A 19,859-nucleotide genomic window follows, 5' to 3' on the forward strand; every position below is an offset into this window, starting at 1 on the left:
GGATCCCTCCTTGAATGAGTCAGCAGCGTGGCAGCATGGGGGAATGCGCCTCACCGTGATCGGGTGTTCGGGCAGTGTTTCCGGCCCGGATTCCCCGGCGTCGGGCTATCTGCTCACCGGCCCCGATATGACTCCCACTGTCATCGATTTCGGGCCCGGCGTGCTGGGTGCGCTGCAGCGATATCTGGATCCCGGTGAGGTCGATATCTTCCTCACCCACCTGCATGCCGATCATTGCCTGGATCTGCCGGGTTTGCTGGTGTGGCGGCGCTACCATCCGAATCCGCCGACCGGTAAGGCCGTTGTTTACGGTCCCTCCGATACCTCGCTCCGGATCGGTAATGCCTCCGCGGAGATCGGCGGCGATTGTGACGATTGGTCCGACGTCATCGATATGCGCCAGTGGTCCGTCGGCGCACCCATTCCCTTCGGCCCGGGCCATACCGTCGAGGCCCGCCGAATGTTCCATCCGCCGGAGTCCTACGGCCTGCGTATCGCCACCGCCGCCGGCCGCACCTTCGTCTACACCGGCGATACCGCCATCTGCGACGAGGTCTACGAACTGGCCCGCGGTGCCGATGTGCTCTTGGCCGAGGCGTCCTGGACCCACGATCCCGCGAATCGCCCACCGGGCATTCACCTTTCGGGCACCGAGGCGGGAATGATCGCCGCCGAAGCCGGAGTCGGCGAACTCCTGCTCACCCATATCCCCCCGTGGACCTCCCGCGAAGATGTGATCGCCGAGGCCAAGGCCGTATTCACCGGCCCGGTACACGCGGTCTCACCCGGCGAGACCTTCGACATCTGACATCTAGCGAAGGCGGACTCTGATTTCGCACATGGCGGGGTAACTCATCGAGCACGCCCAGAATGGAGTCGGCGAACTCCTGCTCACCCCAACATCCCCCATGGACTTCGCGCGAAGATGTGATCGCCGAGGCCAAAGCCGTATTCACCGGCCCGGTGCACACGGTTACACCGGGCGAGACCTTCGACATCTGAAGGCGACAACTGATTTCGTAAGAATCGGGGTAACTCACCGGGTACGCCCAAAATCGGCTCGGTTCCTAACCGGCGGCACGCGCGCATGACGGTCAACGGCTCTCAGCCGTGCGCTGAAGTCTCGGGGAGGCGGGGGAGCGGAGGCGGGGGAGCGGAGGCGGGGGAGCGGAGGCGGGGGAGCCCGCTGAAGTCTCGGGGAGGCGGTATAGCCTGCCCCTGTGTCTAAACGAGCCGATGGCAGGGCGGACGACGAGCTCCGCGAGGTCCGCATAACCCGGGGTTTCACCACGCATCCAGCAGGTTCGGTGTTGGTGGAATTCGGGCAGACGCGGGTGATGTGCACCGCGAGCGTGACCGAGGGCGTGCCGCCGTGGCGCCGCGATTCCGGATTGGGCTGGCTGACCGCCGAATACGCGATGCTGCCCGCCGCCACCCACACCCGCAGCGGACGCGAGTCGGTCAAGGGCAAGGTGGGTGGTCGCACCCAGGAGATCTCCCGACTGATCGGCCGTTCGCTGCGCGCCTGCATCGACCTGTCCACCATCGGTGAGAACACCATTGCCATCGACTGCGATGTACTGCAGGCCGACGGCGGCACCCGCACCTCCGCGATCACCGGCGCGTACGTCGCGCTCTCCGACGCCGTCACCTACCTGTCGGCGGCCGGGCAACTGACCGATCCGCAGCCCATCTCCTGCGCCATCGCCGCGGTGAGCGTCGGCGTGGTCGACGGCCGGGTGCGTCTGGACCTGCCGTACGAGGAGGATTCGCGCGCCGAGGTCGATATGAATGTGGTCGCCACCGATACCGGCACCCTGGTGGAAATCCAGGGCACCGGTGAGGGCGCGACCTTCCCACGCTCCACCCTGGACAAGCTGCTCGATTCCGCCCTCGTTGGGTGTGAGCGGATCTTCGCCATCCAGAAGGAAGCCCTCGCACTGCCGTACCCCGGCACCCTGCCGGATCCGTCGGAGTTCAAGAAGCGATGACCCGCCGTGTCCTGGTCGCCAGCCGTAATGCCAAGAAGCTCAACGAATTGCGCCGCATCCTCGATGAGGCCGGTATCGCGGGTATCGAAATCGTCGGCCTGAACGACGTCGCACCCTACGACGAGGCCCCCGAAACCGGCGCGACCTTCGAGGAGAACGCCCTGGCCAAGGCCCGCGACGGTTTCGCCGCGACCGGATTGCCTTGCGTCGCAGACGATTCCGGCATCGCGGTGGATGCTCTCAATGGCATGCCCGGCGTCCTCTCGGCCCGCTGGGCCGGTAAGCACGGCGACGACACCGCCAACAACATCCTGCTGTTGGCGCAGCTCAACGACGTCCCCGACGACCGCCGCGGCGCACAGTTCGTTTCCGCGTGCGCCCTGGTCGCCGAGGGTGTCGAGGAAGTCGTCCGCGGTGAATGGCCCGGCACCATCGGCCGCAAGCCCGTGGGCGACGGCGGTTTCGGCTACGACCCACTGTTCACCCCGGAGGGCGAAACCCGCACCTCCGCCGAACTCACCCCGGCCGAAAAGGACGCCGCCTCCCACCGCGGCCGCGCCCTGCGCGAGCTGCTCCCGACGCTGGCGGCCTTGGCCGACAACTGAATTCAGGCCCGAGCCTTCGTCATCCCGGGCTGGAGCCCTCGTGATTCCGGCTGGAGCCCCTTCATCCCGAGCGCACGCCGGAATGACAGGGGTGCTCAGGCCGGAATAATGGGGTGCTCAGGCCGAATAACGGGGGAGCACAGGCCGATTGACGGCGCTGAGCTTCTCCCCGCCCCGGATATGACTGTGCCCCTGCCGATTCGGCAGGGGCACAGTCATTTGCTTTCGGGGTCAGAGACCGAAGGTCTCCTTGACGTCCTGGGTCCGCTTGTGTTCGAACACGAAGGAGAGGAACGGGATGGTGCCCGCCAGCGCGGTGGCGAAGGTGGTCATCGGCTTCCAGCGCGCCTTGATACCCAGGTCGATGGTGAAGACCAGGTACAGCATGTAGAAGATGCCGTGTACCTGGCCGATGTAGAACAGCCACTCGGGGGCGGTGCTGGAATCTTCCAGCAGGAGGTACTTGTAGATCATCTCGCCGGTGAGGACCAGCAGCCAGAGGCCGGTGATCCAGGCCAGCACCCGGTAGCGCAGCAGCGCGCCGCGAATCTTCTCGGGGGCGGCCGCGCCGATCGGTCGGGGCGCGAGGGTGGTCTCTGCGGAGTTGTCGCGGGTGCTCACCCGGCGCTCCTTTCGGTGTCGGTGTGCAGGCCCGCGTCACGCATCTGTTCCTCGATATCGTGGGCGTGCAGGTCGGCCAGGTATTTGTTGTATTCGGCGAGTACCGGATCGTCGTCGCGGGCGGCCTTCGGCCGTTCCGGCAGCAGTCCGGCCGGGATTTCACGCGGCGCGGCGGATTTACTGCGCCCGGCCTTCGCGGGAGCGTCCGATGACGACGCGGCCACTTCGGCTTCGGCTTGTTTCTCCAACCGCACGAACCGGAAGTAGGACCACACCGCGAAGCCCGCGAACAGCGGCCACTGCAGGGCGTAGCCGAGATTCTGCCCGGTGCCATTACCGGATTCGAAGCGAGACCACTGCCAATACCCCAGCGCCAAACAGACGGCAGCCGACGCGACCACCAAGATGATCAGGGCCGGGCGGCGGTGGGGAGCGGACACGTCTTCAAAGGTACCTGCCTACTACGCGCCGCGTAGTAGGCAGGTGGGCTGAAAGAAGATCCCGCCGTGACCGGATCGCGGCGGGATCGAAGCGGGGAATCGGCCGGGGTCGGTCACTCAGAATTTGTATGTGACGCCGGTCAACCGCTCCGACTCCTCCCACAGCCGCTTCCACAGGTCGCGGTTCTGCGAGAGCTTGCTCGACGATGCGGGCTCGACCGGGCCCTGGCTGCCGCGCAAGCGGGTGGGACCCCAGTAGATGGTCGGATCGGCGTCGGGATCGGTGGCCGCGAACAGGGAGGAATGGGCGGCGCGGGCGGGGGAGTGGCCGATCAGGCGGACGAAAGGCTTGGAGATCTTGTCAAGGGGGGTTTCGGTACGGGCGAAGAGATCGGTGGCCGAGACGCCCGGATGCACGCCGTAGGAGCGCTTGGTGGCGCCGGCCTCGGTCAGTCGCCGCTGTAGTTCGCGCGCGAACATGAGGTTCGACAGCTTGGACTGCGCGTAGGCGAGATTGCGCTGGTACCGGCGGTTTTCGTAATTGAGGTCGTCGATCCACAGCTTCGGCGTCTGCCGGTGCGCGATGGAGGCCAGCGTCACCACTCGATCACGCATTTTGTCCAATAGCAGGCCGGTCAGCGCGTAATGCCCGAGATGGTTGACGCCCCACTGGGTTTCGAATCCGTCCTTGGTACGCGAGAACGGGATATTCATCAGACCGGCATTGTTGATGAGCACATCGAATTCGCCGGTGTTCTCGGCGAATTCGCGCACCGAGCTCAGATCGGCCAGGTCCAGCCCGCCGACCCGCACATCCCCCTCGATGCGGTCGGCGACTTCCTGCGCCTTGGCGGTATTGCGGCACGCCATTATGACGGTGGCGCCCTTGCCCGCGAGGACCTTGGTGGTCTGTTCGCCGATTCCGCCGTTGGCTCCGGTGATCACGAAAGTGCGTCCGGACTGATCCGAGATTTCGCTGGGCTTCCACGCCATGGGTCAGACCTCACTGGGTTCCGGGTTCGTTGTGCGGAACGCTGGTAGCGACCCGCACCTCGACCTTACTCCAGAGTAAGTTTCAGCGGTAGAGTTGGGCGGGCCCACTCTGGGATCTCGTGCCCCGTTGCTGACGCAACGGGGCACGATGGGCGAGGAGGGATACGGCTCTCGTGCTGCCGTTGATGTGTCGGGCGCAATGGGGGAGATGCTGCAACTGCACCCCGCTCGTCCTTCGTCATCCCGGCATGCTTTTGGCCGGGATCCACACCCTCATGTACCGCACCGGATCGTGTGGATTCCGGCCAAAGCGCGCCGGAATGACGGGATGTGCCGTCGCAGTACCGAGCGGACGGCGGTCGAGGGTGAAGGGCAGCGGCTGTCGTGCCCAGGTCAGCGGCTGCGGCTGAGTTGGCCGAGGGCGGTGGCGAGGGGCGGCAGCTGCCCGCCCTGGACCTACGAGATGGTGGGTCCGGGGTTGTGCACCGGATACGACGCCGGTCATGAGCCGCCAGCTTGGGACCCGTCCTGTCTGTGCGGTGGAGGCGTGTACGTCGCGCTGCGGCTGCTGCGCGACGGCTCGCACACCACCATCACCACCCGGCTTCCCGCCCTGGTGGGGGTTATCCGAGCAGGTCGGCGAGGAGTGAGCTGCGGCCCGGCTGCCGCAGCTTCTGCATGGCCTTGGCTTCGATCTGTCGCACGCGCTCGCGTGACACGCCGAAGAGTCGGCCGATCTCCTCGAGGGTGCGCGCCTCATGGCCGTCCAGTCCGTAGCGCAGTGCGATCACCTGGGCCTCGCGTTCGGGCAGGGTTCGCAGCGCCTTGGCGAGCTGCCCGCGCAGGGCGGATTCGGTCACCGTCTCCGACGGACCCGGCGCGCGATCGGCGAGGAGTGCGCCCAGTTCACCGTCCTCACCGACCGGCAGGTGCAGTGAAATCGGTTCGCGCGCATGCCGCTTCAGCTCGCGGACCTTCTCCGGCGTCAATTCCACCTCGGCGGCGATCTCCTCGGTGGTGGCATCGCGTCCGAGCTGCTGCGACAGTGTCCGCTCGGTGCGCAGCACCCGGTTCAGCACGTCCACCACATGTACCGGAATCCGAATTGTCCGGCTTTGATCCGAGAGCGCCCGACCGATGGCCTGCTTGATCCACCAGGTCGCATAGGTCGAAAGCTTCAGTCCGCGTTCATGATCGAACTTCTGCACCGCACGCATGAGGCCGAGCGTGCCCTCCTGGATCAGGTCCAGGAGCGACCATCCGGCCGGAATCGGATAGTGCTTGGCGATCGAGACCACCAGCCGCAGATTGGCGCGCACCATGTGGTCGGTGGCCCGGCGCCCGTCCGCGGCGGTCCGATGCAGCGCGCGACGCTCATCGGCGGTGAGTTCCACCGCGGTGGAGCCGATTTCATCCAGCCGCTGCTGGGCGAGCACGCCCTGGGCAATGCGCGCACCGAGTTGGTACTCCTGCTCGGCGGTCAGCAGCGGGGTGCGGCCGATCGCCCGCAGGTAGTCCCGGACCGAATCGACGCCGAGGGTGGCGGTGCTGCGGGTGAGGGTGCTGGTCATGGAATCTCCTGTGGTCGCGGTGTGCTGAAACGGGTTGTTGCGCAGAGAGATTCGCGCTCAGCGACGGCCGGGGATGCGCAAGTGGTGCCGCGGCTGGACGTGCTGGTTGGCCACCCGCCGTGTCGGCTCCGGTTTACGGCCGCGCCGCGGGGCCTGGTTCGGGAATCCGGTTGCCGTACGGCCGGATTCGATCAGGCGGGCGGTGGTCTGGGTCATCTCGGCCATGAGGGCTGCTTCCTGTCGGGTGGTGAAGGTGGTGCGGAGGGAGGTGGCTGCCAGGGGGCCGTTGATCAATGTGGTGTCCTTCGTTCGTGGTCGCCGGTGCGGCAACGCATACAAAATTAGATCAGACCTAAAAATATGTCAATAATGAAGTTTGGACGAGATTAGATATGCTGGTCGACATGAGTGCACAGACCCTCCCTCCGAAGGCCCCCACCCCGGGTCTGCGGGAACGGAAAAAGCAGCAGACCAGGCAGAACATCTCGAATGTCGCGACCGCGCTGTTCCTGGAGCGCGGCTTCGACAATGTGACGATCGCCGAGATCGCCGCGGTGGCCGATGTCGCCAAGATGACCGTGACGAACTACTTCCCGCGCAAGGAAGACCTGGTGCTGGACCTACAGGACGAGTTCGTCGTGGGTCTCGGACGCACGGTGCGCGAGCGGCGACCCGGCGAATCCGCCCTGGCCGCCCTGCGCCGCGCCTACCTCGCCGACGCCACCGCCCAGAACCCCGTCATCGGTTTCTCCGGCCCGGAATTCGGTCGCCTCATTACCGGCAGCCCGGCGCTCCTCACGCGATTGCGGGAATTTCACGACGAGCGTGAACGCGCCCTCGCCGAGACACTGGCGGCGGAAACCGGCGTCACCGCCGCCGATGACGACATCACACCCGTTACCGCGGCGGCGCTACTCGCCGGAGTCCACCGGGTGCTCTTCGAGGAAACCTTGCGCCGCACCGTCTCCGGCGAACCGAACGACACCATCGCCCCCGCGATCATCGAGTACCTCACCACCGCCTTCGACCTGCTCGAACCGTCACTCGGGTACTACGCCGTGCGGGCCGCCTGACCTGTACCACTGATTTGCCGTGTCGTTGCTGGGTATCGGTGTTCACTCCCAGATACTGGGCCGATGACCGGTGCCACCGCCGCCAAAACCTCCGCGCCGATAGCGATGAGCCGAGGCGGTGTGAACCTCGTCTTCGCGACGGTCGTGCTCGGCATGCTGATGGCGGCGCTCGACCAGACCATTGTGTCGACCGCGCTGCCGACCATCGTGGCCGACCTCGGCGGTGCGGGGCATATGGCCTGGGTGGTGACCGCCTACCTGGTGACCGAGGCGATCGCGACCGCGCTGGCGGGCAAATTCGGCGACCTGTTCGGCCGCAAGCTGGTCTTTCAGGTCAGCGGCGCGATATTCATCCTCGGTTCGATCGTGTCCGGGATGGCGCACGATATGACCCTGCTCATTGTGGCTCGCGGTGTCCAGGGCATCGGCGCGGGCGGCCTCATGGTCACCTCCATGGCCCTGATCGCCGATGTCATTCCGCTACGGGAGCGCGGCAAATATCAGGGCGCGCTCGGTGCGGTATTCGGTCTGACCACGGTGCTGGGTCCCACCCTCGGCGGCCTGTTCACCGATCACCTGAGCTGGCGCTGGTGCTTTTATGTGAACGTCCCGCTGGCCATCATCATGATCGTGATGGCCGCGAAGTTCATTCCGCAGCTGCGCAAGGACGCCAAGCCGATCGTCGACTACCTGGGTATCGCGCTGGTCTCCATCGGCGTCACCTGCCTGATCCTCGGATTGGAATGGGGCGGACAGGAATACGCGTGGGGCTCGACCATGATCATTGGATTGTTCGTCGGCGCGGCGGTGGCGCTGGCGGCCTTCGTGGTGGCCGAATTCCGGGCCGAGGAGCCGATGCTGCCCATGCATCTGTTCCGCAGCAATGTCTTCACCATCTGCTCGATACTCAGCTTTATCGTCGGCTTCGCCATGCTCGGCGCGATGACCTTCCTCCCGGCCTTCCTGCAGTACGCGATGGGTGTGACCGCGACGGCTTCCGGACTGCGCACCCTGCCGCTGGTGATCGGGCTGTTCGCCACCTCGATCTTCTCGGGCATCGTGGTCGGCCGGACCGGCAGGTACAAGATCTTCCCGATTGTCGGTACCGGCGTCATGGCGGTGGGTCTGTACCTGATGTCGACCATGGACGAGCACACCGGCTTCTGGGAAATGTCGACGTACATGATGATCCTGGGTCTGGGCATCGGCCTGACCATGCAGGTGCTCACCATTGCCGTGCAGAACACCGTGCCCTACTCCGACCTGGGAACCGCCACCTCCGGGGTGACCTTCTTCCGGACCATCGGCAGTGCTTTCGGCACAACGATTTTCGGCACCCTCTACACCAACCAGCTCACCCCGAATCTGGCATCGGCTCTGGAGGAGGCGCAGGTGGTACCGCCCGCCGTCGCGCAGAGCCCGGAGGCGCTGTGGCGGCTGCCCTACACCGAGATCGCCCCGATCGTGCACGCCTACGCCGAATCCATCGGATACGTCTTCCGCTGGGTGGTGCCGGTGGCGATTATCGGATTCCTGGTGGCCTGGCTGTTGAAACAGGTACCGCTGCGCGATAGCGTGCGGGCCGAGACCTCGGATGTGGGCGGCGGCTTCTCGGTGCCCGATTCCCCGGATCGGTTGGTGCAGTTGGAGAATGCCATCGGCCGGGTGATTCGCAAGCTGCGGGACCGCGCGGTGCCGGATCCGGACATTCTGATCACGGCGGGGAGCACCCTGACCAGGGGTGAGGCGTGGGCGCTGGGACAGGTGCGCCTGTACGAACGCCTGCGCGGCGAAGCGACGGTCACCGATATCGCTCGCACGCACTGGATTCCACCGGAAGTGATCTCACCGGTGTATGACCGTGCCATGCAGGAGGGTCTGCTCGAATACCACGGGGAGCGAATGACTCTCACCGACGCCGGTCGCGGGGAAACGGATCTGATCCGCGCCGCCTGGCGAAGCTGGCTCGAAACCCAGCTCGACGACTGGGATCTCACCGACCCCGAGGATCTCGTACTGTTCGACCAGGCGCTGGACAATATCGCCACCAAACTCCTGGACGAGGCGGATCGCCTCGAGGTGACCCCGGCTCGCTAGCAAGCCCCGTCACTGGCAACCCCGTCATTCCGGCGTGCGTTTGGCCGGAATCCACCGTTTCAGCTCATGTGCCCAAGGATGTGGATCCCGGCCAAAAGAAGGCCGGGATGACTAGTTTCGGTTCGACCCGTCTTGTCGCGGCCCAGTCCGCCCACCTGGGACGACGATGGTGCGATGGCCGCACCCAGCTATTCGGATGCGACCATCGGCGGTTTCGGTGCCTACGTGGCCACCGCGACCGGCCGCACCGGTGCGTCCCAGTCGATGCGGAAGCGCTGTTCGCGGCCGAAGGTCTTCTCCGGGTTCATCGCCTTGAACATGAGCGGCATGAGTAGGTACATGGCCTTGCGGGCAATCGGCCCGGCGGCCTTCGTCTGGTTCATCCGTGCCACCCGGGCCGCGACTGCCTCCACCCGGGGGCGACGCATCGCCTCGTAGGTGGCGAAAGCCGTTGTCGGATCCGCGATATCGCGCAGGCAGCGGGCGAGTTCGATGGCACTCTCGATGGCCAGCGACGCACCCTGACCGGAGGTATTGCTCGGGGCGTGGATCGCGTCCCCGGTCAGCACCATGCGCCCGCGATACCAGCGCGGTACGGGCGGCATGACCTGCAGTGCGCCAACGACTTCCAGTTGATCGGGCCGCGTATTGGCGGCCAGCTCGGCCCCCGGGTTGTCCTCGGCGTAGGTTTCGCGCAGGATGCGCAACCACTCCTCCGCTGACACGGTCCGCGCCTCGGTCAGCGAAAGATACTGCTCATGGGGCAGATTCGCGCCCCAGCCGATACGGCCGTCCGGCAGTGCCCAATACAGGTAGTACGCCTTCTTGCCGAAGGCGAAAACCATGCTCTCCGCCGACACCTCGATCGAGCATTCGGACGGCCCGCCGAACCCGAGCATATTGAGGAATTGCGGTCCCGGTGCCGCCGGATCGATGAGTTGGCGCACGGTGGAACGGATTCCGTCCGCGCCGATCAGCACATCGGCGGTGGCGGTACTGCCATCGGCGAAGGCGGCGGTGACCCCGTCGGCATGCTCGTCGACCTCGACCAGCCGCCTGTTGTACTCGAACGGTACCCCGGCCGCGACCGCGTGATCGTGCAGTATCTGATGCAGGGCGAAGCGGTCGACCAACCGCAGCGGCTCGATATCGGTGAGGCTGGGCGCGGAAATGCGCTTATCGCCGATACTCATCACCTGATGCCGCATGGGGGCGGCGAGGGCACGAACCGCATCGCCCGCACCGATCAGGTCGAGGGCGGCCAGTCCGTTCGGGGCCAATCCGAGCCCGGAGCCGATGCCGTAGGCCGGACCGGGGTACGCCTCGTAGACACGGGCGTCGATACCGGCCTTGCGCAGCGCCATTGCGGCTACCGGCCCGGAAATACCGCCGCCGATAATGATCGCGGTGCGAATAGTGGCTGAGTCTTGGATGGACATGGGAGTTTCTCCTCGGGTGTGAAATACCCGAATCGCTGCGCGCGCAAGGAACCCAGTTATCCTGTAGTTGCCAAACTCGAGGCGGGTTCGCCTGCACGGAGTCGGTTCGAGAAGGTGTTTTCCCGGGTCTCGACGTAGGTGTTGCCGCACCTCGTCGGGACCCGGTCTCATTCGCCGGTTGCCGCCCCGGCGTACTGCGAATTCAGTCCGTTGCCGGTGTGATCGGCGCTCCTTCCTCGATTCGGGCATCGACTTCGGCGACGATGTCGGCGGGTGGTGTCCCATCCTCGTGCCAGCGTCGCCACAGCTCCACATCCGGGAAACTGCCGTCGGCAATGGAGTCGCGAAGCGCGCGCACCCAGGCCGCTTCGGCTTCCGCAATGGCGAGCTCGTAGTCACCCTCGATCAGGAACAGGCGGGGGAGTGCGCCGTCCATCGCGGTCAATTCCGCACGGGCGGTTTCGATTTCCGCATTCAGCTTGATCAGTCGCTGTCCCAGTAATTCGGTCACCTCGTCCGGTGCCAAGCCCGACATCACGGAGAGTCCGGCCACGAACCGGCGCTGCTCGGGTTCCGGGTTGGCGATGAGTTCCCTTGTCCAGTCGGCGAGTTCAGCGCGGCCGCTATCGGTAATGCGGTAGATGACGCGCTCCGGGCGTGCCCCGTCGCGTTCGCTGCCGACGATTTCCAGGAACCCGTGCTTGTTCAGGTTCTCCACAACCGTGTACAGCGAGCCCCACTTGATCGCCATATCCCGATCCTTGCCCCGGTGCTTCAGCGTCGCGGCGATCTCGTAGCGGTGCATGGGTCGCTCGACCAGTGTCGACAGCACAGCGAGTGCCATCAGATTCCCGACCTTGCGTTTGCGGGCCATCCCGACACCTCCTACTCGTATACGAATATACGTCCACGAGTATTCGCCCGCAAGCAGATCGGAGCCTCCGAATCCAGCACTGTCCGCAGCGGCGGTCCGGTACCGTCAGAAACCATGGTTGACGTGCAAAGATTCGGACCCACCATTCGCATCACCATGAACCGCCCCGCCAAGCGCAACGCCCTGTCCTACCAGCATCTGGTGGAACTACTGACGGCCTTTCAGGAGGCGGGCGAATCCGATGCCACCGGTATCGTGCTGGCCGCCGAGGGGCCGGTGTTCTCCGCCGGACACGATTTCGCCGATGTCGCGAGCCGCGATCTCGAGGGTGTGCGGGATCTCCTCGATCTGTGCACCGAGTTGATGCACACCATTCAGGAGGTGCCGCAGGTGGTGATTGCCCGCGTACACGCCCTGGCGACGGCGGCGGGATGTCAGCTGGTGGCATCGTGTGATCTCGCAATCGCTTCCGACGCAGCCGGATTCGCACTGCCCGGCGGTAAGGGTGGCTGGTTCTGCCACACTCCGGCGGTACCGGTGGCGCGGTCGGTCGGCCGAAAACGATTGATGGAGCTGGTACTTACCGGCGATCCCATCGACGCCACCACCGCCGCCGAATGGGGCCTGATCAACCGCGCGGTACTGCCCGAGGAGTTGGACGCCGCCGTCGACGACCTACTCGCGCGCGCCACCCGGGGCAGCCGCGTGAGCAAGGCACTCGGAAAGCGCACCGTCTACGCACAATTGGACCGCCCCGAGGCCGACGCCTACGAGATCGCCTCGGCTGTCATGGCCGAGGCCTCGCAGACCGCCTCCGCCAAGGAGGGTATGGCCGCCTTTCTGGAGAAGCGCCACCCCACCTGGCCCGAGTAATGACCCTGCCAACTCTGCTGCGGGCTCGAACAGGCCCGCTGCCACTGCGATGGCGACCCGTTCGGCAAGGTGGTGGTCACCGTCGCCTATGTTCGGGGCGTGCGCATCTTCCTGGCCGGAGCGACCGGAGTTCTCGGTAGTCGACTGGTACCGCTGCTCATCGCGGCGGGCTACGAGGTGGCGGGTATGACCCGTTCGGCGGATAGGGCGGCAGCGGTGTCCGAGGTCGGGGCCACTCCCGTCGTCTGCGATGTCTACGACGCGGCCGCTCTCACCGAAGCCGTCGTCGCTTACGCCCCGGATCTGGTGATGCATCAGCTCACCGACCTTCCCGACGATGCGGCGCAGCTGCCCGAGAGCCGCGCGGCCAATGCCCGCATGCGTACCGAGGGCACCACCAATCTGCTCGCCGCGGCGCGGGCGGCCGGGGTGAAACGGGTACTGGCGCAGAGTGTGGCCTGGACGCTCGACAGCGACGGCCAGGATGCCAAGGAATTCCTGGAGAACGCGGTACTCGAAGCCGGTGGCGCGGTGCTGCGTTACGGCCGGTTCTACGGCCCCGGAACCCACTATCCGGACGAGTTCCCGGACGCCCCGCGCATCCATATCGATGAGGCGGCGGCGCGTACCGTCCTCGCGCTCGATCTGAACTGCGGCAGCTACCAGGTCATCGACGGTTCCGCCTCGGATTTCGAACCCGTGCCCTGATTGCTCAGTCCGTGCGATCGGCGGCAGTCGTTGCGGCGCGGGCGAATTCGCGAACAGGCTCGGTTTCCCCGCCCGACCGCCACAGCAGTGCCCAGCGCACCGGTTCGGCATCGCGAATGGGGACGTAGGCCACGTCCGGCCGGGCGTTGTAGCGGCGCAGGTGCGCGCTGACCGGGAATACGCCCCAGCCCGCGCCGACCAGGGTGAGTAGTTCGTTGTAGGTGGCGGCGGCGGGACCCGCGGGAATCTGCTGACCATCGGGAGTGACCGGGGGAGTGCGGGTTTCGCGTACGGCCCGGGGCAGTTCGGGTGGCAACTGGAGCATGGTGGTCCGGGCCAGGTCCGACTGGGTGATCGAGCGGCGGCGAGCGAAGGGGTGTGCGGCCGGAACGGCCAGCAGCCGGGCCGCGGCGACGAGTTCCGGACCGGTGGTGATCCCCGGCTCCGGGAACGGCACCATATCCAGCGCGATATCGATCTCGCCGTCGCGGAGCCACGGAATCACCTGCGCCGGTTGGGCTTCGCGCAGCCGCACCGCGCATTCGGGCAGCCGTTCCCGGAACAGCTCGGCGGCACGGATGAGTAACTGCCCGGTCGTCGAATCCACGAAGGCGACCTCCAGGGTCCCGGCTCGGCCACGGCCGGTATCCATGGTGCGCCGTACCGCGACGGTGATCCGGTCCCACGCCGGTCGCAACTCGGCGTAGAGATCCCGCCCGGCCGGTGTCGTCCGCACCCGTCGGCTGCTGCGCTCGAACAGCGCGACCCCCAGTCGCCGTTCGAGTTTCGCGATCGTCTGACTGACCCGCGCGGTGGAGACGTGTAGGCGTTCGGCGGTGCGCCCGAAGTGCAGTTCCTCGACAAGGGTCAGGAAGGCCTCCAGTTCGTGCCGTTCCAGCATGTGTGCGCCTCACCTCGATCGTTAACCCTGCCTTGACGATAATTGCACAGTTCGGCATTGCTGGCGGTGGCACGGCGACGGAGGGTTGTCTCGACAGCACACCGTATGAACAGGAGAAACCATGTACGTCACCGAGAATCACGCTCTCGCCGCCACCTCCGCCGACACCGTAGTTCGTGAACTGCGCGATCGCGCCGAGATTGTGGACGCCCTGTACCGTTTCGCCCTCGGACAGGATCTGCGGGACAAGGATCTGTTCGCGTCGTCCTTCGCCGTGGACGCCGAACTCGACTTCCAGCCCGCCGCCGCGAAGTGGGGCGGTAGTGCACCCCTCATGACCGGGCGCGACTTCATTGTCGCCACCATCCTGGACGGTTTCGCGGGACGGGTGGACACCACCCACCAGGTCACCAATCCGCGCATCGCCATCGACGGCGATACCGCCCGCCTCACCGCCCTGGTGGAGGCGCAGCATCTGCTGACCGTCGAGCACGACACCTTCGCCCTGCTGAAAAACCGCTACGACGTGGACCTCGTCCGCGCCGACGGACGCTGGCTCATGAGCCGTGTCCGCATCGAAAACGTTTGGTACCAAGGTGATCCGACAGCGATCTTCGGTGGGTGACAGTTAGGCTCGACAGATGTCGAAGTCGCATGATCTTCAGCATCGTTTGGTGACCACACTGCAGCGGCACATCGCCAATCCGATCCAGCGCCGCAATCCCGTGCAGCAACTGCTCGAGACCACCGGGCGCGTCAGCGGCGAGCCGCGCGTGACACCTATCGGCGGCCGTCGCGTCGGGGACCAGTTCTGGCTGGTCTCCGAATTCGGCGAGCGCTCGCAGTACATCCGCAATATCCAGGCCGACCCCCGGGTCCGGGTGCGCTTGCGCGGTCACTGGTTCACCGGGACCGCGCACCTGGTTCCCGAGGATGATCCGATCGCCCGGCTGCGGAAGTTGCCGCGCGGCAATAGCGCGGCGGTGCGACTGGTGGGTACGGATCTGCTCTCCGTTCGCGTCGACCTGGACCCGGCGTCCTGATATCGCAAATAGTTCGCTAACAATCGAATAGATGCTGAGCTGGGACCGAACTATTACGTGTAGTTATTTCAATCCCTCAGCAACCTGGGTAGCTTCTGAGAGACGAGCTTTTCGGATCAACGGATTCTTCTGCTTTTGTGAGCGAGGGAGTTCAGCGATGACAGGCACGCGACAGCGCGACACCCAGGAGAGTGAAGGTACGCCCGGCGTGACCGCTTCCGGTGACGTTCCGGGGCGGGCCGTCGCGTTCATGGTCGCGGTGGCCCTGGCTCTCACGGTCGCTCTGATCGGCAGCAACCCGCTGACCTGGTTCGAGGGCAGCCACGGCGTCCAGGCGGACCCGCCCGCGACGTCGACTTCGGAATCGAAGCCGAAACCCACCGAACCGGCGCACTCACCAGCGGATGGCCCGCCCCCGCCCCCGCCACCGCCCGCGCCGGTACCGCCACCGCCCGCCCCGGAACCCGCACCGGCCTACACACCGGAACCCGCTCCGGTCTATGTGGAACCGGCCCCCGCGCCGGAACCCGAACCCGCGCCGCCGCCCGCTCCCGCGCCACCCCCACCGCCGCCGGTCCCGGACATCTTGGCGCCGATCCTGCCCTTCCTCATCCCCCCGCCCCCGCCGCCACCCGCTCCCTGATCGGTATCGGCGATCGAATCGAAGGAGGTCAGCCATGGTCCAAGGGCAGAGCGAAGGGGATGTCGATCCCCGCGGCCTCGCCGCTGTCATAGTGATCGCCGCGCTGCTGATTCTCGCTATCGGAGCGGGCATGCTGCTGACCCACCGCGGCGCTATCGAGCCGGTCGACAGTGCGCCGGAGCCGATCGGTACGCCCGCGCCGACGACCACCGACTTCCAGCAACCGGCCAGTGTGCCGTCGCTACCGCACCCGGAGGTCCGGATTCCCACTCCGGTGTCCCCACCGGTCGACCTCGCGAACCGCCGGATCGGCGACGACTGCTCCGTCAATGGTGTTGTGGCGCAATGGGGTGTCACGCCCTATGCGGGGTGGGTCTGTCTGCCCGTCGGCAACTGATCACTACACTCCGGAAATCCCCGCGAGCTGGCCGATGCCATAGGTGACCGCCATGGCCAGGGCACCACCGATCACGACCCGCAGCACCGCCCGCCGTGGATTACTGCCGCCCAACCGCGCACTCACCGATCCGGTAACGGCCAATGCCACCAGCACGGCCACGAAGGTCACCGGAATTCGCGATGACACCGGCAGCAGCAGGATTGCCAGCAGCGGTAGCAGCGCACCGAGTGTGAAGGCGATGGCCGAGGACACCGCCGCCTGCCACGGGCTGGTGAGTTCCGCTGGGTTCAAACCCAATTCGGCTTCGGCGTGCGCGGCGAAGGCATCGTGGGCGGTGAGTTCCTCGGCCACCTTGCGCGCGGTCTCTGATGACAATCCCTTGCCCTCGTAGATCTGGGCCAGTTCGGCGAGTTCGTAGTCGGGATCCTCGGCGAGCTCCCGCTTCTCCTTGGCCAGCACGGCCCGCTCGGAGTCACGCTGGGTGCTCACCGAAACGTATTCCCCGGCGGCCATCGAGATGGCACCGGCGGTGAGTCCGGCGACGCCCGCGGTGAGAATCGTGGCGGTCTCCGTCGTGGCGGCCGCCACACCGACCACCAGACCGGCCGTCGACACAATCCCGTCATTCGCGCCGAGCACCCCCGCGCGCAGCCAATTGAGTTTGGACGCGAGCCCCTGGGCGTGCGGTTCGTGCGGATGCGGCAGGGCGGCGTCCGTATCGATCGAGTCCATGCGAGCGCCTCTCCTGATCCGGCGAGAATCCGCCATGTCGAGTGTGCCTGGCCCGCCCTTCTCTTCGATACGAAATATGCCAGCTGATCTCGTAACGGTCGGGGTAACTCACCGGGGACCCCCAAAATCGGCTCGGCTCCCAACCGCCGGCACGCGTGCATAACGGTCGACGGCTCTCAGCCGTGCGCTGAAGTCTCGGGGAGGCGGGACAGAGATGCGCCCGAATAGCTGGAAATATGGACGGCATGGTCCGTTACTTCCTGAACCACTGGTCCGCCCTTGTTCCGATCCTGGCGGCTGTGGTGCTGGCGGTTTCCTGGGGGCGCAGCCCGGCGGCCGCCGCGATGGTTCTGGTGTTCGCGGCGCTCATGGGCGCGGTGCTGGCGGCCGTGCAGCACGCGGAGGTGGTGGCGCATCGGGTGGGTGAGCCGCTCGGTGCCCTCGTGCTCGCGGTGGCGGTGACCATTATCGAGGTCGGTCTGATCGTCACGCTCATGATCTCCACCGGCGATAAGGCGGCGGCACTGGCCCGCGATACCGTCTTCGCGGCCATCATGATCACGTGCAATGGCATTGTCGGGCTATCGCTGCTGGTGGGTGCGGTGCGACGGGGTGTGGCGGTCTTCAATCCCGAGGGGACGGGTGCGGCGCTGGCCACCGTGGCCACCCTCGCCACCCTGAGCCTGGTGCTGCCGACCTTCACGACCAGTGAACCCGGCCCGGTGTTCTCGAGTTCGCAATTGGCCTTCGCGGCGGTGACATCGCTGGTGCTCTACGGCGTCTTCGTCATGGTGCAGACCGTGCGGCACCCCGGCGATTTTCTCCCGGTGGAGGGTGGCCCGGCCGATCGCAGCGGTGTCGACGCGCTCTACGACTTCGACGAGCACTCCGAACCGCCCACAAAGCGCGCGGCCTTCAGCAGTCTCGCGCTCCTGCTGGTCGCGCTGATCGGCGTGGTCGGGCTGGCGAAGGTGGCTTCGCCGTCCATTGAAAGCGGTATCGAGGCCGCGGGTCTGCCGGCGTCGGCCATCGGTGTGGTGATCGCCCTGCTCGTACTGCTGCCGGAAACCCTGGCGGCGGTCCGGATCGCGCGCCGCGACCGCGTGCAGATCAGCCTCAATCTGGCATTGGGTTCGGCCATGGCCAGTATCGGTCTCACCATTCCGGCCATCGCGATCGCTTCGATCTGGCTCGAGGGTCCACTCATGCTCGGCCTCGGTGCGACGCAGATGGTGCTGCTCGCGCTGACGGTGGTGGTCGGGGCGCTCACGGTGGTACCCGGCCGCGCCACCCTCTTGCAGGGCTGCGTGCACCTGGTGTTGTTCTCGGCCTTCGTATTCCTCGCCGTCAGTCCCTGACGCGGCTCACGCCGTCCACTGGTACACCTGGCCGTCGCGCATCTCGTATTCGCGCGCGGGCGGGGCCGTATGCGATCCGGAGGTATGGGCACGACCGGCGAGCATGGCCATTACCCGGGTGCGTCCCCGAGTGGTGTGGCCGTCCTCGGTCCAGGACACATAGGGATGAACGAGTTTCGCGAAGGCGGTCCAGTCCTCGGATTCGATGGCACATAGGACATCCGACACCGTCTGATCCACAGGGCAAGTGAACACTTCCAGCCCGGGTCATGCGACTCGAATGGGTCGAATCGGTCCGCCGCTGACCACCGAAATCACGATTGCTGACAGTTCACTTGATTCGCCCCCGAGGTATTACCGGAACCGTCCGAGGGTGCGGTGTCCGCGATTCGCCGAGATGGTGTCCTACGTCATATCGATAGCAGATGCCGCTGGTAACACGTTTTAGAACCATCATTCACATGGGGAAATGGCAGATCAGACACATTGAAAGGTTTCTTACCCGCTGGTAGGTTGGCGGCGGCCGTCACACCATAACCTGATTTGTTGTAACTGATCGTAACGATTAGCTTTGAGGGCTGGCAGTGTTGCCGATCACGGAGAAGATGATTTGAAGCTCGTCACCCGCCGCGTCTACCGGCATTCCGAAGCAGGTATGCGATGACCCGGTCCATACCGAAGCCGTCCGCGGTTCGGATCGTTCGCGACAACTTCTCGGGCACCGCCGTGTCGTCGCTGCGTACCTTCGGACGAGCGGTGGGCATTGCCGAGGAAACCGTCACCGGAGCCGTCGGCGATATCGCGCGCGGCCAACTGCAGTGGCGCGAGGCCATCATTCAGGCGTGGCGACTGATCACCGTCACCGCGCTGCCCGCCATCCTGATCGCGATTCCCTTCGGTGTCATCGTCTCGGTGCAGGTCGGCAATATCATTCACACCCTCGGCGCGGATTCGCTGCTGGGCGCGGCGGGCGGGCTCGGTGTCATCAAACAGGGCGCGCCGCTGGCCACCGGCTTCCTGCTGGGCGGCGCGGGCGCGGCGGCGATTGCCGCCGATCTCGGCGCGCGCACCATTCGCGAGGAGATCGACGCGCTGAACACCATGGGTATCAGCCCGATTCACCGCCTCGTGATTCCGCGCATGATCGCCATGCTGTTCGTGGCGCCGCTGCTGAATATCCTGATCATCTTCGTCGGTGTGCTGGCCGGATACGCGGTCGCCGTCGGCGGGCAGAACGTCACGCCGGGTAGCTACTGGGCGACCTTCGGTTCCTTCGCGACCACCGCCGATGTGTGGATATCGCTGCTCAAGGCCCTCATCTTCGGCTTCCTGGTGGTGGTTATCGCCTGCCAGCGCGGGCTCGAGGCCAAGGGCGGACCGCGCGGTGTGGCCGATGCCGTCAATGCCGCGGTGGTGCTGTCGGTCGTTTCCATTGTGTGCGTGAACCTGGTCGCCACCCAGATCACCGCCATGTTCCTGCCGACGAGGCTCGCCTGA

General features: G+C 65.9%; 23 protein-coding genes and 1 pseudogene. 14 read left to right on the forward strand and 10 right to left on the reverse strand.

From position 1 onward, the window contains the following. Nucleotides 1-43 precede the first annotated feature (43 nt). The 4 genes and pseudogenes from NU1_RS26755 to rdgB all read left to right on the forward strand — a co-directional run bounded on the left by NU1_RS26755 (nucleotide 44) and on the right by rdgB (nucleotide 2,596). Nucleotides 44-808, forward strand: a complete 765-nt coding sequence (locus NU1_RS26755; RefSeq protein ID WP_067525768.1) for a cyclic nucleotide-degrading phosphodiesterase — start codon at nucleotides 44-46, stop codon at nucleotides 806-808. Between the two features lie 55 nt (nucleotides 809-863). Continuing rightward, nucleotides 864-1,002 (forward strand): annotated as a pseudogene (locus tag NU1_RS43445) (MBL fold metallo-hydrolase); the annotation flags it as partial. 218 nt (nucleotides 1,003-1,220) lie between these two features. Further along, complete coding sequence (gene rph, locus NU1_RS26760; RefSeq protein WP_067525536.1) at nucleotides 1,221-1,991, forward strand: ribonuclease PH; 771 nt, start codon at nucleotides 1,221-1,223, stop codon at nucleotides 1,989-1,991. After that, nucleotides 1,988-2,596: an RdgB/HAM1 family non-canonical purine NTP pyrophosphatase gene (gene rdgB, locus NU1_RS26765; protein WP_067525538.1), complete on the forward strand. Its 609-nt coding sequence runs from the start codon at nucleotides 1,988-1,990 to the stop codon at nucleotides 2,594-2,596. The genes rph and rdgB overlap by 4 nt, the downstream gene beginning before the upstream one ends. A gap of 231 nt (nucleotides 2,597-2,827) precedes the next feature. On the opposite strand, the gene NU1_RS26770 is transcribed toward rdgB, so the two are convergent. The 5 genes from NU1_RS26770 to NU1_RS26790 all read right to left on the reverse strand — a co-directional run bounded on the left by NU1_RS26770 (nucleotide 2,828) and on the right by NU1_RS26790 (nucleotide 6,515). Further along, nucleotides 2,828-3,169 (reverse strand): DUF3817 domain-containing protein, encoded by a 342-nt coding sequence (locus tag NU1_RS26770; RefSeq protein ID WP_245720335.1) that lies wholly within the window; start codon nucleotides 3,167-3,169, stop codon nucleotides 2,828-2,830. Nucleotides 3,170-3,213: 44 nt separating this feature from the next. Next, nucleotides 3,214-3,657, reverse strand: a complete 444-nt coding sequence (locus NU1_RS26775) for a transcriptional regulator (RefSeq protein ID WP_067525542.1) — start codon at nucleotides 3,655-3,657, stop codon at nucleotides 3,214-3,216. Nucleotides 3,658-3,774: 117 nt separating this feature from the next. After that, a complete protein-coding gene (locus NU1_RS26780; RefSeq protein WP_067525544.1) occupies nucleotides 3,775-4,650 on the reverse strand; it encodes an oxidoreductase in 876 nt (291 codons plus the stop codon). 623 nt (nucleotides 4,651-5,273) lie between these two features. Next, nucleotides 5,274-6,221, reverse strand: coding sequence for a sigma-70 family RNA polymerase sigma factor (locus tag NU1_RS26785; RefSeq protein ID WP_067525546.1), 948 nt, complete (start codon nucleotides 6,219-6,221; stop codon nucleotides 5,274-5,276). 57 nt (nucleotides 6,222-6,278) lie between these two features. Further along, on the reverse strand, nucleotides 6,279-6,515 hold the full coding sequence (locus NU1_RS26790; protein ID WP_067525548.1) for a hypothetical protein: 237 nt from the start codon (nucleotides 6,513-6,515) through the stop codon (nucleotides 6,279-6,281). 110 nt (nucleotides 6,516-6,625) lie between these two features. Between NU1_RS26790 and NU1_RS26795 the strand changes: the two genes are divergently transcribed. Together NU1_RS26795 and NU1_RS26800 are read left to right on the forward strand one after the other, a co-directional pair. Beyond that, a complete protein-coding gene (locus NU1_RS26795; RefSeq protein WP_067525771.1) occupies nucleotides 6,626-7,294 on the forward strand; it encodes a TetR/AcrR family transcriptional regulator in 669 nt (222 codons plus the stop codon). A gap of 63 nt (nucleotides 7,295-7,357) precedes the next feature. Then, entirely contained in the window at nucleotides 7,358-9,391 is a 2,034-nt protein-coding gene (locus tag NU1_RS26800) for an MDR family MFS transporter (RefSeq protein WP_067525550.1), read from the forward strand. Nucleotides 9,392-9,612: 221 nt separating this feature from the next. Here NU1_RS26800 and NU1_RS26805 read toward each other — a convergent pair whose 3' ends face one another. Together NU1_RS26805 and NU1_RS26810 are read right to left on the reverse strand one after the other, a co-directional pair. Continuing rightward, the gene (locus NU1_RS26805; RefSeq protein ID WP_067525552.1) at nucleotides 9,613-10,830 is read right to left on the reverse strand and encodes an FAD-dependent monooxygenase; all 1,218 of its coding nucleotides are present in this window, start codon (nucleotides 10,828-10,830) and stop codon (nucleotides 9,613-9,615) included. A gap of 202 nt (nucleotides 10,831-11,032) precedes the next feature. Beyond that, complete coding sequence (locus tag NU1_RS26810; RefSeq protein ID WP_067525554.1) at nucleotides 11,033-11,704, reverse strand: PadR family transcriptional regulator; 672 nt, start codon at nucleotides 11,702-11,704, stop codon at nucleotides 11,033-11,035. Nucleotides 11,705-11,818: 114 nt separating this feature from the next. Here NU1_RS26810 and NU1_RS26815 point away from each other — a divergent pair, with 114 nt between their 5' ends. Both NU1_RS26815 and NU1_RS26820 read left to right on the forward strand, forming a co-directional pair. Next, a complete protein-coding gene (locus NU1_RS26815; RefSeq protein ID WP_067525556.1) occupies nucleotides 11,819-12,577 on the forward strand; it encodes an enoyl-CoA hydratase-related protein in 759 nt (252 codons plus the stop codon). A gap of 99 nt (nucleotides 12,578-12,676) precedes the next feature. Further along, complete coding sequence (locus NU1_RS26820; RefSeq protein WP_067525773.1) at nucleotides 12,677-13,285, forward strand: NAD-dependent epimerase/dehydratase family protein; 609 nt, start codon at nucleotides 12,677-12,679, stop codon at nucleotides 13,283-13,285. Between the two features lie 4 nt (nucleotides 13,286-13,289). Here the strand turns inward: NU1_RS26820 and NU1_RS26825 are convergent, their stop codons facing one another. Next, the gene (locus tag NU1_RS26825; protein WP_067525558.1) at nucleotides 13,290-14,186 is read right to left on the reverse strand and encodes a LysR family transcriptional regulator; all 897 of its coding nucleotides are present in this window, start codon (nucleotides 14,184-14,186) and stop codon (nucleotides 13,290-13,292) included. A 121-nt stretch (nucleotides 14,187-14,307) separates the two neighbouring features. Between NU1_RS26825 and NU1_RS26830 the strand changes: the two genes are divergently transcribed. The 4 genes from NU1_RS26830 (at nucleotide 14,308) to NU1_RS26845 (ending at nucleotide 16,269) form a co-directional block, all read left to right on the forward strand. Then, nucleotides 14,308-14,811 (forward strand): nuclear transport factor 2 family protein, encoded by a 504-nt coding sequence (locus NU1_RS26830; protein ID WP_067525560.1) that lies wholly within the window; start codon nucleotides 14,308-14,310, stop codon nucleotides 14,809-14,811. 16 nt (nucleotides 14,812-14,827) lie between these two features. After that, nucleotides 14,828-15,229 carry a nitroreductase/quinone reductase family protein gene (locus tag NU1_RS26835; protein ID WP_067525562.1) on the forward strand — a complete coding sequence of 134 codons (402 nt, stop codon included), beginning with the start codon at nucleotides 14,828-14,830 and terminating at the stop codon, nucleotides 15,227-15,229. A 157-nt stretch (nucleotides 15,230-15,386) separates the two neighbouring features. Beyond that, on the forward strand, nucleotides 15,387-15,872 hold the full coding sequence (locus tag NU1_RS41780) for a hypothetical protein (RefSeq protein ID WP_067525564.1): 486 nt from the start codon (nucleotides 15,387-15,389) through the stop codon (nucleotides 15,870-15,872). A gap of 34 nt (nucleotides 15,873-15,906) precedes the next feature. Continuing rightward, nucleotides 15,907-16,269, forward strand: a complete 363-nt coding sequence (locus tag NU1_RS26845) for a hypothetical protein (protein ID WP_067525569.1) — start codon at nucleotides 15,907-15,909, stop codon at nucleotides 16,267-16,269. 3 nt (nucleotides 16,270-16,272) lie between these two features. Here the strand turns inward: NU1_RS26845 and NU1_RS26850 are convergent, their stop codons facing one another. Next, nucleotides 16,273-17,004: a VIT1/CCC1 transporter family protein gene (locus NU1_RS26850; RefSeq protein WP_067525571.1), complete on the reverse strand. Its 732-nt coding sequence runs from the start codon at nucleotides 17,002-17,004 to the stop codon at nucleotides 16,273-16,275. 236 nt (nucleotides 17,005-17,240) lie between these two features. Between NU1_RS26850 and NU1_RS26855 the strand changes: the two genes are divergently transcribed. Continuing rightward, the gene (locus NU1_RS26855) at nucleotides 17,241-18,362 is read left to right on the forward strand and encodes a calcium:cation antiporter (protein WP_067525573.1); all 1,122 of its coding nucleotides are present in this window, start codon (nucleotides 17,241-17,243) and stop codon (nucleotides 18,360-18,362) included. A gap of 6 nt (nucleotides 18,363-18,368) precedes the next feature. On the opposite strand, the gene NU1_RS26860 is transcribed toward NU1_RS26855, so the two are convergent. After that, complete coding sequence (locus NU1_RS26860; protein WP_169815145.1) at nucleotides 18,369-18,590, reverse strand: nuclear transport factor 2 family protein; 222 nt, start codon at nucleotides 18,588-18,590, stop codon at nucleotides 18,369-18,371. Between the two features lie 432 nt (nucleotides 18,591-19,022). Between NU1_RS26860 and NU1_RS26865 the strand changes: the two genes are divergently transcribed. Next, the gene (locus tag NU1_RS26865) at nucleotides 19,023-19,859 is read left to right on the forward strand and encodes an ABC transporter permease (RefSeq protein ID WP_067525577.1); all 837 of its coding nucleotides are present in this window, start codon (nucleotides 19,023-19,025) and stop codon (nucleotides 19,857-19,859) included.

Origin of the sequence: Nocardia uniformis NBRC 13702 (assembly GCF_001613345.1) — a bacterium.
Taxonomy (GTDB): domain Bacteria; phylum Actinomycetota; class Actinomycetes; order Mycobacteriales; family Mycobacteriaceae; genus Nocardia; species Nocardia uniformis.

Coding starts and splice junctions, on each gene's coding strand:
- NU1_RS26845 (WP_067525569.1), top strand. CDS start 15,907: ATGGTCCAAGGGCAGAGCGAAGGGGATGTCGATCCCCGCGGCCTCGCC.
- NU1_RS26755 (WP_067525768.1), top strand. CDS start 44: ATGCGCCTCACCGTGATCGGGTGTTCGGGCAGTGTTTCCGGCCCGGAT.
- NU1_RS26785 (WP_067525546.1), bottom strand. CDS start 6,221: ATGACCAGCACCCTCACCCGCAGCACCGCCACCCTCGGCGTCGATTCG.
- NU1_RS26795 (WP_067525771.1), top strand. CDS start 6,626: ATGAGTGCACAGACCCTCCCTCCGAAGGCCCCCACCCCGGGTCTGCGG.
- NU1_RS26825 (WP_067525558.1), bottom strand. CDS start 14,186: ATGCTGGAACGGCACGAACTGGAGGCCTTCCTGACCCTTGTCGAGGAA.
- NU1_RS26835 (WP_067525562.1), top strand. CDS start 14,828: ATGTCGAAGTCGCATGATCTTCAGCATCGTTTGGTGACCACACTGCAG.
- NU1_RS26815 (WP_067525556.1), top strand. CDS start 11,819: ATGGTTGACGTGCAAAGATTCGGACCCACCATTCGCATCACCATGAAC.
- NU1_RS26805 (WP_067525552.1), bottom strand. CDS start 10,830: ATGTCCATCCAAGACTCAGCCACTATTCGCACCGCGATCATTATCGGC.
- NU1_RS26780 (WP_067525544.1), bottom strand. CDS start 4,650: ATGGCGTGGAAGCCCAGCGAAATCTCGGATCAGTCCGGACGCACTTTC.
- NU1_RS26830 (WP_067525560.1), top strand. CDS start 14,308: ATGTACGTCACCGAGAATCACGCTCTCGCCGCCACCTCCGCCGACACC.
- NU1_RS26855 (WP_067525573.1), top strand. CDS start 17,241: ATGGACGGCATGGTCCGTTACTTCCTGAACCACTGGTCCGCCCTTGTT.
- NU1_RS26850 (WP_067525571.1), bottom strand. CDS start 17,004: ATGGACTCGATCGATACGGACGCCGCCCTGCCGCATCCGCACGAACCG.
- NU1_RS41780 (WP_067525564.1), top strand. CDS start 15,387: ATGACAGGCACGCGACAGCGCGACACCCAGGAGAGTGAAGGTACGCCC.
- NU1_RS26810 (WP_067525554.1), bottom strand. CDS start 11,704: ATGGCCCGCAAACGCAAGGTCGGGAATCTGATGGCACTCGCTGTGCTG.
- NU1_RS26800 (WP_067525550.1), top strand. CDS start 7,358: ATGACCGGTGCCACCGCCGCCAAAACCTCCGCGCCGATAGCGATGAGC.
- rdgB (WP_067525538.1), top strand. CDS start 1,988: ATGACCCGCCGTGTCCTGGTCGCCAGCCGTAATGCCAAGAAGCTCAAC.
- NU1_RS26865 (WP_067525577.1), top strand. CDS start 19,023: ATGACCCGGTCCATACCGAAGCCGTCCGCGGTTCGGATCGTTCGCGAC.